At 47.2% G+C, this 15,927-nt stretch carries 16 protein-coding genes and 1 pseudogene; 5 read left to right on the top strand and 12 right to left on the bottom strand.

What is annotated here, in order from left to right; genetic code table 11:
* Positions 1 to 16 precede the first annotated feature (16 nt).
* Both AC5JR3_RS09940 and bluB read left to right on the top strand, forming a co-directional pair.
* Positions 17 to 280, top strand: a pseudogene (locus AC5JR3_RS09940) (GPW/gp25 family protein); the annotation flags it as partial.
* A 157-nt stretch (positions 281 to 437) separates the two neighbouring features.
* Positions 438 to 1,052 (top strand): 5,6-dimethylbenzimidazole synthase, encoded by a 615-nt coding sequence (bluB, locus tag AC5JR3_RS09945; protein ID WP_495845433.1) that lies wholly within the window; start codon positions 438 to 440, stop codon positions 1,050 to 1,052.
* A gap of 129 nt (positions 1,053 to 1,181) precedes the next feature.
* Here bluB and pstB read toward each other — a convergent pair whose 3' ends face one another.
* The 8 genes from pstB to AC5JR3_RS09985 all read right to left on the bottom strand — a co-directional run bounded on the left by pstB (position 1,182) and on the right by AC5JR3_RS09985 (position 11,065).
* Positions 1,182 to 2,009: a phosphate ABC transporter ATP-binding protein PstB gene (pstB, locus tag AC5JR3_RS09950; RefSeq protein ID WP_495845435.1), complete on the bottom strand. Its 828-nt coding sequence runs from the start codon at positions 2,007 to 2,009 to the stop codon at positions 1,182 to 1,184.
* An 84-nt stretch (positions 2,010 to 2,093) separates the two neighbouring features.
* A complete protein-coding gene (gene pstA / locus AC5JR3_RS09955; protein ID WP_495845437.1) occupies positions 2,094 to 2,990 on the bottom strand; it encodes a phosphate ABC transporter permease PstA in 897 nt (298 codons plus the stop codon).
* Between the two features lie 39 nt (positions 2,991 to 3,029).
* Positions 3,030 to 3,995 carry a phosphate ABC transporter permease subunit PstC gene (gene pstC, locus AC5JR3_RS09960; RefSeq protein WP_495845439.1) on the bottom strand — a complete coding sequence of 322 codons (966 nt, stop codon included), beginning with the start codon at positions 3,993 to 3,995 and terminating at the stop codon, positions 3,030 to 3,032.
* Positions 3,996 to 4,037: 42 nt separating this feature from the next.
* Positions 4,038 to 5,138 carry a phosphate ABC transporter substrate-binding protein PstS gene (pstS, locus tag AC5JR3_RS09965; protein ID WP_495845441.1) on the bottom strand — a complete coding sequence of 367 codons (1,101 nt, stop codon included), beginning with the start codon at positions 5,136 to 5,138 and terminating at the stop codon, positions 4,038 to 4,040.
* Positions 5,139 to 5,749: 611 nt separating this feature from the next.
* Positions 5,750 to 7,750: a WD40 repeat domain-containing protein gene (locus AC5JR3_RS09970; protein WP_495845443.1), complete on the bottom strand. Its 2,001-nt coding sequence runs from the start codon at positions 7,748 to 7,750 to the stop codon at positions 5,750 to 5,752.
* A 118-nt stretch (positions 7,751 to 7,868) separates the two neighbouring features.
* Positions 7,869 to 9,446 (bottom strand): Na+/H+ antiporter, encoded by a 1,578-nt coding sequence (locus tag AC5JR3_RS09975; RefSeq protein WP_495845445.1) that lies wholly within the window; start codon positions 9,444 to 9,446, stop codon positions 7,869 to 7,871.
* 126 nt (positions 9,447 to 9,572) lie between these two features.
* On the bottom strand, positions 9,573 to 10,151 hold the full coding sequence (locus AC5JR3_RS09980) for a GNAT family N-acetyltransferase (protein ID WP_495845447.1): 579 nt from the start codon (positions 10,149 to 10,151) through the stop codon (positions 9,573 to 9,575).
* Positions 10,152 to 10,387: 236 nt separating this feature from the next.
* Positions 10,388 to 11,065, bottom strand: coding sequence for a PD-(D/E)XK nuclease family protein (locus AC5JR3_RS09985; RefSeq protein ID WP_495845449.1), 678 nt, complete (start codon positions 11,063 to 11,065; stop codon positions 10,388 to 10,390).
* 103 nt (positions 11,066 to 11,168) lie between these two features.
* Between AC5JR3_RS09985 and AC5JR3_RS09990 the strand changes: the two genes are divergently transcribed.
* The 3 genes from AC5JR3_RS09990 to ygfZ all read left to right on the top strand — a co-directional run bounded on the left by AC5JR3_RS09990 (position 11,169) and on the right by ygfZ (position 13,514).
* Positions 11,169 to 11,351: a hypothetical protein gene (locus tag AC5JR3_RS09990; RefSeq protein WP_495845450.1), complete on the top strand. Its 183-nt coding sequence runs from the start codon at positions 11,169 to 11,171 to the stop codon at positions 11,349 to 11,351.
* A 579-nt stretch (positions 11,352 to 11,930) separates the two neighbouring features.
* Complete coding sequence (locus tag AC5JR3_RS09995; RefSeq protein WP_495845452.1) at positions 11,931 to 12,311, top strand: hypothetical protein; 381 nt, start codon at positions 11,931 to 11,933, stop codon at positions 12,309 to 12,311.
* 156 nt (positions 12,312 to 12,467) lie between these two features.
* Positions 12,468 to 13,514, top strand: coding sequence for a CAF17-like 4Fe-4S cluster assembly/insertion protein YgfZ (gene ygfZ, locus AC5JR3_RS10000; protein ID WP_495845454.1), 1,047 nt, complete (start codon positions 12,468 to 12,470; stop codon positions 13,512 to 13,514).
* Between the two features lie 79 nt (positions 13,515 to 13,593).
* Here ygfZ and AC5JR3_RS10005 read toward each other — a convergent pair whose 3' ends face one another.
* Genes AC5JR3_RS10005 through AC5JR3_RS10020 form a run of 4 tightly spaced genes read right to left on the bottom strand, consistent with a single transcriptional unit; the run spans position 13,594 to position 15,859 of the window.
* Positions 13,594 to 13,893, bottom strand: a complete 300-nt coding sequence (locus AC5JR3_RS10005) for a (2Fe-2S) ferredoxin domain-containing protein (RefSeq protein ID WP_495845456.1) — start codon at positions 13,891 to 13,893, stop codon at positions 13,594 to 13,596.
* A 51-nt stretch (positions 13,894 to 13,944) separates the two neighbouring features.
* Complete coding sequence (locus AC5JR3_RS10010) at positions 13,945 to 14,685, bottom strand: LmeA family phospholipid-binding protein (protein ID WP_495845458.1); 741 nt, start codon at positions 14,683 to 14,685, stop codon at positions 13,945 to 13,947.
* Entirely contained in the window at positions 14,664 to 14,810 is a 147-nt protein-coding gene (locus AC5JR3_RS10015) for a hypothetical protein (RefSeq protein ID WP_495845460.1), read from the bottom strand. Before AC5JR3_RS10015 ends, AC5JR3_RS10010 begins: the two co-directional genes overlap by 22 nt.
* A 59-nt stretch (positions 14,811 to 14,869) precedes the next feature.
* Entirely contained in the window at positions 14,870 to 15,859 is a 990-nt protein-coding gene (locus AC5JR3_RS10020) for a cysteine synthase A (protein ID WP_495845462.1), read from the bottom strand.
* Between the last annotated feature and the right edge of the window lie 68 nt (positions 15,860 to 15,927).

Raw genomic sequence — 15,927 nt, forward strand, 5'->3', positions numbered from 1 at the left:
ACTGAGTTTATTGAAAATGCCTGAAACTGCCAACAATCTGTCCTTGAAATCTCACCTGGGTACAGGCTGCTCTTTTCCTTTACGTATGAACTTGCAGGGCAACCTGCAACTCAGTACCGCCGAACCGGGTATCGAAGAGTCGATTCGGATTATTTTGGGCACCAAGTTAGGGGAACGGGTGTACCGACCAAGCTTTGGGTCGCGCCTGTCTGAACTCGTCTTTGCGCCGATGAATACCCAAACTCTCTTGCTTGTGCGCTTGTATGTTCACTCATCCCTATTATTGGAGTGCTTTTACCCTGATTGGTAATCCTTGGTAGCTCGGGCAGAAAAAATTTCACCTAAAAACAGGAAACAGGGGCAAGGGAAGTTTATAGTTGTTTTGTCTTTTTTTAACGCATCCGACAGGATTTTAATACTGATAGCAACGGAGCAATATGGAACTTGAGGAATGCTTAAAAGCTCGTCGAGATACTCGCCACTTTCTCCCCGATCCCGTCCCACAGCAGGTATTAAATAAAGCGTTGGCGGCGGCTCACATGGCACCTTCCGTTGGATTGAGTGAACCTTGGCGATTTGTTTCTGTTGAGTCTGCAGAAAATAGGACGTTTATCAAAAAATTGTTTAATGAAGCTCGCCAAAAAGCTCAAAAGCAGGTTGCCGATGAACAAGATGAAGCGCGTTCCGACTTACACCAATCTTTGAAACTGGAAGCCATCTTGGATGCACCTGTAGGACTTGCTGTTTTTTGTGAGCTACCCAGTGAAAACTATACAATTGGTGTGATTGGAACACCTCAAACCCTAATGTGGAGTGTTGCCTGTGCCATTCAAAATTTGTGGCTCTCCTTAACGGATCAAGGCTATGGGGCTGGCTGGGTGTCGATTTTAGATTTTGAGCAACTAAAAAAAGAATTAGACGTTCCAGAGGCTTGGCTGCCCTTAGGGTATCTGTGCATTGGTAAACCAGCAACAGATTATGACAAAAAGCCCATGCTGCAAAATCAAGGATGGAAACAAAGAACGCCTGAGCCTATTGTCTTGAAGCGATGAATCGAAAAGGCTATAAGGGTTTGCAGCCGTTTCCTAATTAGTCATGGGGTGGGGTACGCTTAATATCGCGATCGCATGAGGCTTTCAGACTTTGCCTAACCCACCCTATAAAAGACTTCAGTCTATTTGTTAACCAAAGCGACCAGTCACATAGTCTTTGGTATATTCCTGCGCGGGATTGCTGAAGATTTTTTCGGTTTCGTCATACTCGACGAGATAGCCAACTCGAGCGCCTTTTTCTGTCGCTTCCGCGTTGAAGAACGCTGTCATGTCAGAGACGCGTGAAGCCTGCTGCATATTATGAGTAACAATCACGATTGTATAGTTCTCTCTGAGTTCGCGCAGCAGCTCTTCAATCTTCTGGGTCGAGATCGGATCAAGGGCTGAGGCGGGTTCGTCCATCAACACCACCTGTGGTTCAATTGCTATAGCACGAGCAATACACAGACGCTGTTGCTGACCGCCAGAGAGCGACAGACCGCTTTCCTTGAGTTTATCCTTGACTTCGTCCCACAAGGCGGCTCGACGGAGCGATTTCTCTACCAACTCGTCTAAGTTATCCCGGTAACCGTTGAGTTTTGCTCCGAAGGTAATGTTGTCGTAAATAGACTTAGGAAAGGGATTGGGTTTTTGGAACACCATACCAATCCGGCGGCGTACTTGTACGGGGTCAACCTTATCGTTATACAGATTGATCCCATTGAAGGTAACGTCTCCTTCAACCCGTGCTCCAGGAATCAAATCATTCAAGCGGTTGAAACATCTCAGCAGCGTACTTTTACCGCAACCCGAAGGGCCAATAAAAGCCGTAATTTGATTTCTGGGGATGTCTAGGGAGACCTCACGAACGGCTAAAGAGGAGCCGTAGAAGATCGAAACCTTCTTAGCTCGTAAAACGACTTCTTGGGCGACGGTTGCTGTGGGAGACTTCGACTGATTGGAGGTGTTAAAGTTCATAAAAAAAAGCAGATATGGAGAATTTTAACGAAAATTGGGCTGTACTTTCACTAAAAAGCTACAAAACCTCGTTCGAGAAGCAAATTAATAGATTTTCTTCCGCGTCAGCAAACGAGAGGAAATGCTGACAACAAGAATGATTGAAAGTAAAACTAATGCCGCCGCCCAAGCAATTTCTCGTTGGGGTTCATAAGGGATAATTGCAAAGAAGTAAATGAGAACGGGTAAGGTGGCGATTGGCTCAGATGGGTCACTGTTCCAAAAGTTATTATTCAATGCCGTGAACAGTAGAGGAGCCGCTTCACCTCCAGCACGGGCTAAAGACAAGGTGACAGCAGTCGCGATCGCTGGCAGTGCAGAAGGCAAGACAATATACACAATTGTTTGAAAATTCGTCGCTCCGACCCCAATCGCTGCTTGTCGCACGTCACGAGGAACTAATAATAACCCTTCTTCCGTGGTACGCATCACAATGGGCAGCATCAGCACTGACAGCGCCACACCCCCCGCAAAGGCAGAGAAGGTACCTGTTGTCAGCACTACCAGGCTATAGGCAAACAGACCGCATAAAATCGCTGGCACTCCGCTGAGGACATTGGCAGTAAATTTTACTGCGTAGGCAATGCGAGTCCCCCGTCCAAACTCGGAGAGATAAATAGCTCCTAAAATTCCAAAGGGAACGCTAAAAGCCGCCGCGATCGCCAAGGTAATCACGGTGCCGAGAATCGCATTACCAAAGCCCCCCTCACTTAACCCCGGTGGTGGCGGTAATTCGGTAAAGGAATTCAAACTAAGCTGCTTTATCCCTTCTTGAGCGACATCGAAAACAATGATCGCTAAAGCAAATAGAATCAAAGCCGCAAAAACACTCACCAAAACGGTCATGAAAGTGTCAAAGCTTTTCCTAAACGGAGACCGAGCCGAGCGAGTTAAATTCATCTGTTCGGAGCTGGCATTCATCTGGTCTTGAGTGCTAGCCATGAGTGTTTCCTTTCTCCTTACGAAATACCTGAAGCTTGACTACTCTACGTTTTGGAATTTCCTGATAATTATTTCAGCAAAGATGTTGACAATGAATGTCAAAATCATCAGGACTAAACCAGCATACAAAAGAGCCGCCACCTGTAGCCGAGCTGCTTCCCCAAACTGAGAGGCAATCAAAGAAGCAATAGTAGATCCAGGAGCGAGAAGGGAAGCTGTAATCCGGTTGGAATTACCTACTAGCATGGCTGCTGCCATTGTTTCCCCCATCGCTCGACCCAGAGCCAGCATAATTGAACCGACAATACCCGAAAATCCAGCCGGAACCAAAACTCCCAAGATCGTTTCCCAGCGGGTTGCTCCTAACGCCATCGCACCCTGACGGAGTTCCCGAGGTACAGAGAGCAGGGTTCCTCGCGAGATCGCAATGATTGTGGGAGAAATCATCAGTGCTAAGACAAGTCCGAGGGTGAGAAAACTGTTTCCTCGAGGAGGCGTACTAAATAGTGGAATCCACGCAAAATTTCCGTGGAGAAAGTTGTAGAAAGGTCGTAAAAAGGGGATGAGGACGAAGATGCCCCACAGTCCAATCACGACACTAGGAATTGCCGCGATTAGTTCCACCGCTATGGCAATAGGAGTCCGGATCGAGTTGGGCAGAAAGTCTTCGCTCAAAAAGATGGCAACACCAACCCCTACAGGAACAGCAATAACAAGGGCAATCAGAGCTGTGACCAGAGTGCCGTAGATTTGCGGCAGTGCCCCGTATATATCATTAACAGGGTCCCAGGTTGTGTTGGTCAAAAACTCAACCCCAAAAGCCTGGATAGCGGGCCAAGCCGTTCTCCCAATTTGGAAAGCAATCCAAAATAGAACGGCCCCCACACCGAGCGCGAAGAACAACGTTAACCAGTAAAAACCCCGGTCGAGTATCCGCGCTGCGGTAGGTTTCTTCTCAAGGGACTGCCGATCAACCATAGAAGACTCTCCAGCCAGCGAACTCATGATTTACCCTCTAGACAAGCTGTCGTTTACAGAAGTTTTAACCTAATTTGAAGCCGTTGTGACTTTCTCTTCGAGTGTTGTTACAACTCGCTGAGCCAGGCTTTCTGGAATGGGGATATAACCCAACTCTTCAGCAATCGGTCTGCCCTCAGTAAGAGACCATTCAAGCACATTTTGCAATGCTTGATACTTTTCTGCATCCTGGTATTGGGGATAAACTAGCACCCAGGTTAAACCAGCAATCGGGAAAGCCGCTGGGTTTTCCGAGTCGGGAACCAATAAGGCGTAGTCTTCCGGAACATCCACACCATCAAATACGGCAGACGCACTCTCAGGGGTGGGAGCAACAAATTCACCGGAGGCATTTTCCAAAAGAGCAGCGGGAATATTATTGAGCTTTGCATAGGCATACTCAATGTAACCGATGGTGCCTTCGTTCTGCTGAATTTGGGCAGCAACTCCCTCGTTTCCTTGAGCGCCAACCCCTGTAGGCCAGTTGACGGAGGTTCCAACTCCACCAGTCCAACCGGGACAAGCTTCCTTGATGTGGTTAGTAAAAATGAAGGTGGTACCGCTACCATCGGAACGGTGGGCAAAGACCACTGGTCTGTCGGGTAGAGTGAGGTTAGGATTGGCAGCTGCAATTAGCGGATCGTTCCACCGAGTCACCTCACCTTCAACGATACCGCAATAAGCTTCGCGGGACAGCCTGAGTTCTTGACCTTCAAGTTCTGGAAGATTGTAGGCAAGTGGAACTGCACCCGCCGCCATGGGAACCTGAATCGGTTCAGCGTTGTACTTTTGGCGGAAGGACTCTAAGCGCTCGCCCTGGATAGGTGCGTCACTGGCTCCAAAGTCTACAGTTCCACTGATGTACTGTTCTATGCCTGCGCCACTACCAACAGACTGATAGCTAACCTGCACACCGGGGTTGACGCTTTTGTTGTACTCAGAGAACCAACGCTGATAAAGAGGGGCAGGGAAGCTTGCACCCGCACCACTTAAATTGGCGCTAATGTCACTGCCCGTAGTACCAGTAGCATTAGGCTCTTGAGCCTCCGGTTGACAGGCTGAGACACCAAGTGCCAGAACGACTAAGGGGGTGAGCAATGCTTGTGGCTTGGAGAATAACTGAAACAGCATACTTTTCTTTTTCTAGATAATTCGTGACAACTTCAAAAAATGCACTAAGGGTACAGTTTCTCAAGGAAGGAACCTGTTGTGCGGGGAAAGGCACAAGCACTCTAAACGGCATTCATTTGGGTAGAAACCCTTAACCCCGCTCCATCTGGAGCCATAAAGAGTTGTAGATGTTTGTGGAACTTCTAAGCACCTGTGAGTGTTGTAACCCGAAGCCTTGACATTTAGGTAAACATTAGGTTAAATCTAGGTTAGAAGATTATATTTGCTTTAAAGCTCCAAGATTTTGGAGCGAGTTCTCTGCGTATTTCCTCATCCATGGTATACTAACGAGCAGCCCTCTGTAGTGCTTGTTACCGCTGTTTGCCTAGTCAGTTGCAGCAACAGTGAGGCAGGATGCAAGCAAGTTTTATCTAGCTCGGCAAAAGTGGGCGCTGTATTTAAAATGCAGCACTACGAATCATCGCAATTTTTCAAAAAATAGACCCCAGGTAGCGGCGAACGGCTGTTCCTACCTGTCAACTGCAGCCCAAAGTCACAAAGCCTTTTTGGCACCTGTAGCCCTAGGCTTCAACACAGTGGGGGTTGTCAGAAATTGTTGCTACGCTTTGGCTTCATCCTTTCTCAGGGATACTCCAAAATTTCAGCATCCCTTCACTGCCGAAACTGGTGAGAACTTTACCATTTTCACTGAAGGCGAGACTATCCACTGGGCCGGAATGCCCTCCGAAAGTGTGCAGCAGGTTCCCCGTTGACACATCCCACAGTTTAATCAGACCGCTTTCAGTGTCAGTTGCTATTTTCCCATCTTCACTTAAGGCAAGAGCGTTCACTCTATCGACAAGTAAGGTACTCAAGAGTTCTCCCGTTTGAGCATTGAGCAGCACAACTTTACCTGTCATATCTTGACCAACTAGAGCCTTTCCATCGGGGGTGAAATGTAGTTTCCCACCGATCTGGATAGGTAGGGTGTTTTGCGGCTTTCCGGTTTGTAAGTCATACAAGGCTAAATCTTGCTGCTGATACCCAACATACAGCGTTTGTCCATTGGGGGTGACGGCGACAGAGTAGCGATCGCCCCAACTGATGCCTTCGGTGAGGGCATAGCGTAAGTCTCCGGTAGGGAGATTCCAGACTTTAATTTGGCCACCGCCACTGCTAACGAGGGTATTTCCATCCGGGCTAAAGGCAAGAGCTGTGATGGTATCGTTATGTTTGCTTAGGGTAGTTTTGACTCGCCCTGTATTAATATCCAGTAGCTTAACAACGTCACTTGCCTCCTGAGTGCGACTGCTAACGGCGAGAGTTTTGCCATCGGGACTAATGGCGATCGCGCAACCAAACGAATCGAGACTGACGCTATAAAGTAAGTGTTTGCTGCTGCGATTCCAAGGGTTCCATGCCTTAACTTGGCTACCGCCACAAGTTACTACAGGTTGCCCTTTGGGACTGATAGCAAGGGAATCGTCTCTTGCGGGTGTGGTTTCGCTGTCGATGGTGCCTAGGAGTTGGGCGTTGTTTAAGGAAGAGGCGGTTAAAGCCGACGTATCCCAGACCCTAATCTGGCTGTCTTGACCATAAGGATTATCAGCACTAAAGAGGATTTGCCCATCATCGCTAAGGGCGATCGCGTCAGAAAACGTTGTCAGGGTACGCAGCAACTCTCCTGTCTTTAGGTTCCACAGCTTCACCTCTCCCACACTGGCAATTAATGTCTCGCCATCCGGGGCAAAGGCGATCGCATTCACCACATCACCGGAACCCGCTGCAATGCTGCGTACTACCTCCCCTGTTTGTAGATTGCGAATCCTAATCGTGTTGCCCTCGATATGTCCTTTTGACACATCATCAACAGAAGCACTGGCAACCAACTTGCCATCAGGACTAATGGCAACGGCGCTGACGGTGTAGGTAATAAAGCCTGGTGGATAGGGGGAACCACCATCTTTGTAGGTTTGCTCTAACTTTCCAGTACCCAGATTCCAGATTCGTAGTGTCTCATCCTGGCTAGTACTGGCAAGGGTTGTCCGATCTGGACTAATGGCAAGGGATAAAACTGAGTCAGTATGCCCTGTTAGGGTACGAATTAATGCCCCAGTTTTGGCATTCCATAACTTGATGGTTTTGTCTTGGCTACCGCTGGCGAGAAGGGTTCCGTCTTGACTCATGGCAACGGTATTAACCCCCTGGGAATGCCCTGTTAGGGTACGGATTAACTGCCCCGTGTTGGCATTCCACAGCTTGATGGTTTTGTCTTCACCAGCACTAATTAGGATATTGCCATCTGGACTGATAAAGAGCGATCGCACTCCTCCCGTATGTCCGGCTAGGGTGGTTTTAATCTGCCCTGCTGTAACATCCCAGAGTCTAATTTCCGGCTTGGTGCGATTGGCACTTGCTAGTAACTTCCCGGATTGAGCTGTTGCAATCACCCCGGTAGCTTCTGAAGTACTGGAAAGGGTGCGGATAAGGGGGTTAGATGGCTCTTCTGCTTGAGAGGAGGGTGGCTTGGTTGTCTCTTGTGCCGTTAGCTCGGTAGAGGGTTGGGAGCAGTTGACTGTAGTAAAGGGAATTGCGATCGCGATCGCCAACAATGTTACCGTTTTCCAAGCCATTGCCTTCAAGCTCATAGAGGAATTGAGACACAATGACACCAATGCATCGTTGTTCGTTCCCTTTGCAAACTTAGCCTGAGTTACCCATTATTTATCCTTGTGTATAGGCATTAAGCGGCTATTCAAGCAGTTTCTCATCGGCTTCAATCAATACTTCTTGCAATAGGGGCGAGAGTTGATTATTTAGACGCCCAGCGCGGATAAACTCTGCATAGGTATCTGCTTCAATATCTAAGAGTTCTTCCCGCATTTGTTCAACATTGAGTTCGCGCAACTGAGGATGCTCCCTTTGTAACTTAGCCATTTCATCCTCAATACCATTGAGTTGCCCTTTTACTAGTCCTTGTTGATAACGGAAAAACTCGGAATCGATGCCTGGGTATCGGCTGGGATCAGACAGCGCGTGCAGCACCCGATTAAGCGCCACCCGACGAGCATTTGCTTCAGAGTACTGCTGACGTAGGGGTTGATCGCCAACTAAGTTGAGCTTAGAGAGTAAAAACTGTGTAGATAAGCCTTGAACTAACAGAGTGAATAAGACAACACCAAACACGGTGTCGATGATATCTTGTCGATCTGGGAGAATGACGGGCACACTTAAAGCGATCGCAATCGAAACCGAACCCCGCAAACCTCCCCACCAGAGGACGGTTTGGTCTCGCCAACCAATATCAGACTTGGCTACCCAATTACTGATCGCGGCTAAACCATAGATGGCGATCGCTCTGGTTAGGAGTACTGCTGCAATTGTCACCGCAATCAGGTCTAAATTATTAGCGAGGCTGGAGAAGTCGATTTGGTCGCCAATCAGCAGAAAAACAATTGAATTGACAAAAAACGCCAGAAAATCCCAAAACTCAGAAACAATTAACCGGGTGCGCGGGTTCATCCCAATCCGGGAGCCAAAATTGCCCAAAATGATCCCCACCGTGACAACGCTGATCACTCCAGAACCACCCAATTCCTCAGTAATCAGATAAGTACCGTAAGCGGAAACCAAAGTCAGTGATTGCTCTACCAACGGCAAATCAAAGCGTTGGGTAAGGAAAGAAATCCCAAATCCGATTAAGCTGCCAACTCCTATACCAATGCCAACAAAGACAAAAAAGGTTGCCAGAGTAGTAGACATTGAAAATTCAGCCGTTCCGAGAGGGATTCCGACTAGCAAGCTAAAGGCAACTACCGCTACCCCGTCATTAAATAAACTTTCTCCCTCCATCAACATCGTCAGACGCTTACTTGCCCCTAATTCCCGGAACAAGGCAATGACTGAGACTGGATCGGTAGCAGAAAGACTTGCGCCTACTAACAAAGCGATTGGTAGAGGAATACCAGCTAGTTGGTTAATGGCGATCGCAATCCCACCAATCGAGATGATCACACCCACCACTGCAAATAATGTCACTGGCGCTAAATCGCGTCTGAGATTTCGCCAGCGGATATTCCACGCCGCTTCAAACAGCAACGGTGGCAAAAAAATCTCCAGAATTAGTTCTGGGGATAAGTTCACTAGCCGAACATTGACAATCGATAAAATCAACCCGGCAATTACTAAGAGTAATGTATAAGGAATTTTGCGAAACCAGGCGAAAATCCGCGATATTGTGGCGACACTCAAAGAAACTGAGAGGACTAAGAGGAATTGTTCTAAATTTTGCTCAATTGCAGCGTCACCAAGGGTGGACTCTAAGGTCATGGGCAAGAAACTCCAAGGAAAGTTAGCAGTCAGTCAAACAATGTTACTTTTACACCGTCAGCTCACTGAGAGTAAATTGCTCTGTAGTTGTAACTTTCGCGCCTGAGGCAGTTTTTGATGATTAAACTAGGAATTTTCCGGAGAAAGGGCGATCGCTGATGGTGGGTTCCATTCAGGACGCAAAAGACCGTATAAGTACATATCATGCCGCTTACCGTCGCGCTGTAAGAATTCCCGGTACGTACCTTCTTGTTGAAAACCGAGTTTTTTGTAAAGTGCGATCGCGCGATCATTATAGGCAAACACCGTTAGTTGCAATCGATACAAATTCAACTCATCAAAAGCAAATTGCAAGATTAGTTGCATGGCTTCATAACCATAGCCTTTACCCCGATGCTGAGAGTTACCAATGCAAACACTCACCCAGGCGACTTGATGCGTCCAGAGAATATTTTCTAGTTCCACCCATCCCAGCAACTCCTCCGTTTCTACTAACCGAATGCCAAATATAAAGCCGTCGGTTGCTCTATGGCGTTCCTCTAACCAAGCCGCGAGAATAGTCTCAGATTGGGGAATGGCTGGGCGTGCATCAAGTAACCGCAGGAAATCAGCTTGCTGATACCATTTACCCATTAGTAGCAAGTCGCCTCGCTTTAACGCATCAAGACGAACGCGATCGCCCTGCAATAAATTTGAAGGCTTCATCAGTTATATCGATTTACTTTGAATAGGTTTGATTTAGATTTTGCCAGGTTCTCAACAATTTTTTTACACCAAGGAACAATCTTCGGTTTTATTGCCAGATGTCAATTTGAAGACTTTTTAAACATAGATGTATTGTGGGATGAACGAGGCAAGTTTAGCAAATTGTTTTTTACTTAAATAGAAATTCTTTATAAAAAAGCGTCCCTAAGCAAGAACTTTTTTGATGATTTAACAACTTACTTTTTGGCAAATTCGGCAACTCTCTGCTCCCACTCTCGCCAATAGTTTGCCATTTGCTCCGGTTCAAACCAAAATACTTCGGCTGGCATTTCTGGCAGAGCTACCACCAGCAAGGCGCAATCAATTTTGATGCCATAATCCTGGTAAAATTGATTAACTGCACCACTGTAGGCGGCTAGTTGCAATGGGCCATCATACAGACGGGCAACTGAGGCTTTTGGTCGATCCGCTGTTTTCCAGTCACAAACGCAAGGGACACCCTTGTAACTGGCGACACAGTCAACTCGACCTGCATAATTAAGACCATAGTGAAATACTGAGCCTTCAACTAATCGTACGTCTTGGATATCTTGCAAGACTGGCTCAACACTCTCCCAGTAGGGACGAGCCACCTCTGGTACGGAAACATTTTTTCCTAGAAGATAGCGCTGAATGTGCTTATGGGTGGACGTTCCCCGGCGACTAGCCGCACTGGAAATTTTGTTGGCTTCTACAGTTCCCACGCGATCGCGCCAGTTCATTAAGGCTTCTTTGGCGGCTTGAGGCTTAGTAGCATTGAGAATGGTTGTAACGCTAGGGAAGCGAATCCCGCCTTCATCAACGTAGTAGCGTTTCCCTTGCTCCCGTAATGATTTTGCCTGGTAATTGGGTAACAACTGGATATTGGGCGACATTGATACAATTTTTTGAGTGGTTCAATTTGCTCTTGATTTATGCAATTCTTTACTAAGATTGAGAAAGAGCGGTTTAATTTTTTATAGCAATCGGGAGCAAAACATGACACCTATACAAATTGCCTTTGCCATTGGTGCCTCTATTTTGTTGATTAAGTTAGTGGCTTCGTTATTTGGCTATGGCAATAATCCCATCTTAACTTATTCTGTTACTGCTGTTTTAGCAACGTTTGTTGCTTTTGAAATTATCAAGCTCGCGCAGTTCTTTTTGGGTAAAACAACTTAGTTAATTCCGCTCTATATTTCCAGAAGCGTTATCTAATTAAGTTGGTTTTCAAAAGGAGAATAAGGGAGCAATTTTTTCAGCATAATCACCTCTTGCACCTAAATTTCTCCCTCGTCGTCCCTTCCCCTCTTCTTCCTCCTGATTTATGGGAAAAAGTTGATTTTTTATTCCTATTCATCCCATGAACAGGAGGGTCGGGGGGTGGTGCAAGAGCTGAATCTACTAATATTTCACCTGTTGAGAGGCTGTCTCTAAAGAATTAGAAATCCCTGGAGATCCCCCTCCCGTCCCCCTTAAAAAGGGGGAAGCCAGAAGAGGCTTCGCCTTTGATATCACAGGGGACTTTCAAGAGATTTTGTTCCCCCCTTTTTAACCCTGGCTAGGGGGGAACTATCCAACCGTTAGGCAACCTAGCCAGTTAACACTACCTTAGAAACAGTCTCTGAGTAGATAGACAAATTAAACAGAAAATGTCATTGTGAGCGGAACGCGATCGCTTCAAGATGACAAGATTTTGGCTTTGTTCCATGTCTACTTGCTCATGCCGAAAATGCCAAATCAGGATGGGTACATATGTCTATGAAACCTGAATTCAAGAATATGACTGCCTGGAACCAAGCGGAGTTATTGATGCAACCAGCTTTCCTGCGCGTCATCGATAATATTCGCAAGCAGCTAGAAACATCAGACTGGAAAGGCACTTACCAGGATATTCAATCACCTATACCAGGCTACCAACTGTGCTTACAGCGCCAAAACGCCACCGTAAATGTGGATATTTGGGAGCTTTGTTATCAGGTTTGTTTTCGCAACTATCAACTCAACTCTACTGAAACAGAGAGTCAGACAGTGGAGATTGATACGAGCTTGCTTGATGAAACGGGAGACGTAGACTGGCAGTGTTTGGAGGCGAAGACAAGACAGTTAGTACAGCAAGTGTTTGCTAATTTGCCTTTATAAGATGGACAAGATTATCCATAAGTCGTCATCCTAACGAAGGATTCCCCAGGAAAGAAGCGCAGCAATTTTTCCCTGTCTACTGACTTAACGCCGGAAGAAGCAAAAACTGAAAGCTGGTAGCGTTTAAATAAGGGAATAAAAGTAAAAGATTAGGCAATGATTCAAGACTTACAGGATATTCAGCAGAGTGCTGGGGCAACATTTGAGAACACGAGTGTTCCCAGCAGTTTTGGTAATGATGCCGCAGCGATGCAGGCAGCACGGCAGGGAGTTGTGGTATGCGATCGCTCCCATTGGGGATTACTAAAAGTTTCCGATGACGACCGACTGCGCTACCTGCATAACCAAAGCACTAACGATTTCCAAAAACTCCAACCCGGACAAGGCTGCGACACTGTTTTTGTCACCTCCACTGCTCGCACCATTGACTTAGCAACAGCCTACATTACCGAAGATGCCGTGGTGCTACTCGTTTCTCCCAATCGCCGGGAATACCTCCGACAATGGCTAGATCGGTTCATCTTTCCGATGGATCGGGTGGAATTGAACGATATCAGTAAAGACTATGCCACCTTCAGCCTAATTGGGCCAGACAGTGACGCACTCCTGCAAAAATTGGGGTTAGAGCCAATGGTAGGCGAGGCTTACAGCACTCACCAACTCGTGCAGCTAAAAGAGGCAAACGTTCTGCTAGCTGTGGGTAATGGTTTGGCGATCCTGGGATACACGCTGATTGTCCCTAGGGAACAGGCGGCAACCCTTTGGAACCAGTTAGTTTCAGCCGGAGCCGTGCCAATGGGCGATCGCGTTTGGGAACAACTCCGTATTGAGCAAGGACGCCCCGTTCCCGACTGCGAACTCACCGAAGACTACAATCCTTTAGAAGCGGGACTGTGGCAAACCATTTCCTTTGAGAAAGGCTGCTACATCGGTCAGGAAACCATTGCCCGCTTAAATACCTATAAAGGCGTCAAACAGAACCTTTGGGGAGTTCGTCTCAGTAACCCCGCTGAACCTGGCAGCATCGTTACCGCCGAGGGTGAAAAAGTCGGTAAGCTAACCAGCTTTACCCAAACAGAAAAAGGACTTTTCGGCTTGGCTTATGTCCGCACAAAAGCTGGTGGTGCGGGGTTAAAAGTGCAAGTGGGAGATAGCGAAGGGGAACTGGTAGATGTGCCGTTTTTGACCCACGACTACCGCTAACACAATCATTTACCCACGGCAGATAATCTGAACTCGTAGAGACGTGTCAGCAACGTCTCTACAACCTGTCACTGGATCACTACTGAACATGGGGATGATACTTGCGATACAACATCGCCTTGACTGGATGCCCACCCCGTAGATGTCGGGCGATCACTATCGGCACCTCATCAGGATGAACGCCACTGTACCAAATCTGCTCCGGTTCCACCAGCACCATGGGGCCATTACCGCACTGACCTAAGCAGCTACTGCTCGTCACACTAACACCATCCATGGCAGATGCCTGGAAAGCAGCTAGTACCTTAGCGGCACCCTGCTTTTTGCAAGTGCGGTTTTGGCACACTCGTACCTCTTTTGCCGACTCTGAACCGTCCACTAATTGTTCTATAAACTCGAAAAAACTAATAGCGTATCACCCCTAAAACCATTACATTAAAGGGATTTGCTCAGTATGGGTTTCAACTTGAACCGTGATACTCCCTTTTTGCACCTCCATCTTCTGAATACGAAACGCCGTCCCTTCAAATTCCCAATAGGGCAAGTTGATTAATTCCTTGAGCTTCTCCATAAAGGCAACTGTAACTTCCAAAGAAATCGCCTGACCTTCTTCAAGAGAGAACGCTTCTAGCAATACACCGTGTTCATCGGTGCGTGGGTAGATTACGCTTGTGCTGCGAACCTGTTGAATCTTGCCGCTTTCAGATATTTGTATATTGCCACTGAAGATGATTTTGTTGTCACCCGGCAGCTTTAACTCCATTGGCGGTTGAAATTGTATCGAGGTTTGACCATCTACATCCAATTGCCAGGGTTTTAGCTTGCTCAGAACATAATCTGAGTTCATATTTTGGTTAATATCTGCCTCTGTGACGACAATTCGTCCCGTGGAATCTACAGGATGAGTTAGCTCAATTTTGCCAAGCAGAACGCTTAGAGGATTGATGTCCAAGGGACTAGTATGCAGTTCCACTTCCTGCATGTGTAGGTCTTGCTTCGTTACCAATCCTTTCCCTGCAACCGAAATTGAATCGGCATGTCCCTGAGCCATCTTGAGCAGATCGGTGTGGATATCTACGTCTATCTCTTCGGCGGCATCTACTTGTTGAGATAGCTGTGTCTTGGCTACCTGTGAAACGGCTTGCTCTTCTAGGCGTGGTTGATCTGACATCGCTTTGTTATCTCCTGATTGCTATATTCAGCATTGCGGTTTTGAGCGCGATCGCTTCCTTTCCACCACAACCCGTCTGAACACCTGTTACCCACGGTGTCAAAAAAACTCACAAAATGTTTCATCCTCAGGTTGTACTACTACTATCTAGCTACTAACCTCTGCCCTTTGTCTGAGGGAACAATTACACGCTGGCGAATTCCGGCACAGACAACCCTTTCGACTCTAACCACTCACGACTAAATAAGCGCGACTGATAACGAGCGCCACTGTCACACAAGAGTGTCACAATTGTATGCCCCCGTCCTAATTGCTTAGCTAAGGCAACCGCTCCCCCGACGTTAATCCCTGTGGAACCGCCCATAAACAGTCCCTCTTTATACAGGAGTTGGTAAACGACCCGCAGCGCCTCATGGTCATCCACCTGAATAGCATCATCGACAGGGGCACCTTCCATATTTGCTGTGATGCGGCTATTGCCAATGCCTTCAGTGATGGAGTTGCCTTCTGGGTTAATTTCGCCCGTTTTAATGTAGCTAAATAGTCCACTTCCCATCGGGTCTGCAACAACAGATTTCAGGTGGGGATTTTTTTCTTTCAAGAACATTGAGACGCCAGCAAATGTGCCACCCGTCCCCGTTGCAGTTACCCAAGCATCTACCTTGCCATCGGTTTGCGCCCAAATTTCAGGCCCAGTCGTTTCATAATGCGCCTGTCGATTGGCTAAGTTGTCAAACTGATTTGCCCAAATCGCATTTTCCATCTCTTCAGCGATACGTCCCGACAGCTTGACGTAGTTATTCGGGTCTTTGTACGGCACAGCCGGGACTGGGCGAACTTCCGCACCCAATGTCCGCAACATATCCATCTTTTCTTGGGATTGCGTTTCAGGGATGATAATCAGGCATTTGTAACCCTTGGCATTGCAAATATGGGCTAGACCAATCCCCGTATTGCCTGCCGTTCCCTCTACGACTGTGCCACCGGGTTTGAGCAAGCCCTTTTCTTCAGCATCTTGAATCATATATAGTGCTGCCCGGTCTTTCACAGAACCGCCGGGATTGAGAAATTCTGCTTTACCGAGAATTTCACACCCTGTTTCTTCGCTAAAGCTGTTGAGGCGGATGAGTGGCGTGTTACCAATCGTGCCCACAAATCCATCTTTGATATCCATTTTAAATTTTCCTAAGTTCTTTCTATAAAATTTTGGCTTGTAGCGGCAGTAGGATTTATGCCCCGTGC

The sequence above is a fragment of the Kastovskya adunca genome (genome assembly GCF_059505785.1).

Coding starts and splice junctions, on each gene's coding strand:
- bluB (WP_495845433.1), top strand. CDS start 438: ATGGAACTTGAGGAATGCTTAAAAGCTCGTCGAGATACTCGCCACTTT.
- pstB (WP_495845435.1), bottom strand. CDS start 2,009: ATGAACTTTAACACCTCCAATCAGTCGAAGTCTCCCACAGCAACCGTC.
- pstA (WP_495845437.1), bottom strand. CDS start 2,990: ATGGCTAGCACTCAAGACCAGATGAATGCCAGCTCCGAACAGATGAAT.
- pstC (WP_495845439.1), bottom strand. CDS start 3,995: ATGAGTTCGCTGGCTGGAGAGTCTTCTATGGTTGATCGGCAGTCCCTT.
- pstS (WP_495845441.1), bottom strand. CDS start 5,138: ATGCTGTTTCAGTTATTCTCCAAGCCACAAGCATTGCTCACCCCCTTA.
- AC5JR3_RS09970 (WP_495845443.1), bottom strand. CDS start 7,750: ATGGCTTGGAAAACGGTAACATTGTTGGCGATCGCGATCGCAATTCCC.
- AC5JR3_RS09975 (WP_495845445.1), bottom strand. CDS start 9,446: ATGACCTTAGAGTCCACCCTTGGTGACGCTGCAATTGAGCAAAATTTA.
- AC5JR3_RS09980 (WP_495845447.1), bottom strand. CDS start 10,151: ATGAAGCCTTCAAATTTATTGCAGGGCGATCGCGTTCGTCTTGATGCG.
- AC5JR3_RS09985 (WP_495845449.1), bottom strand. CDS start 11,065: ATGTCGCCCAATATCCAGTTGTTACCCAATTACCAGGCAAAATCATTA.
- AC5JR3_RS09990 (WP_495845450.1), top strand. CDS start 11,169: ATGACACCTATACAAATTGCCTTTGCCATTGGTGCCTCTATTTTGTTG.
- AC5JR3_RS09995 (WP_495845452.1), top strand. CDS start 11,931: ATGAAACCTGAATTCAAGAATATGACTGCCTGGAACCAAGCGGAGTTA.
- ygfZ (WP_495845454.1), top strand. CDS start 12,468: ATGATTCAAGACTTACAGGATATTCAGCAGAGTGCTGGGGCAACATTT.
- AC5JR3_RS10010 (WP_495845458.1), bottom strand. CDS start 14,685: ATGTCAGATCAACCACGCCTAGAAGAGCAAGCCGTTTCACAGGTAGCC.
- AC5JR3_RS10015 (WP_495845460.1), bottom strand. CDS start 14,810: ATGAAACATTTTGTGAGTTTTTTTGACACCGTGGGTAACAGGTGTTCA.
- AC5JR3_RS10020 (WP_495845462.1), bottom strand. CDS start 15,859: ATGGATATCAAAGATGGATTTGTGGGCACGATTGGTAACACGCCACTC.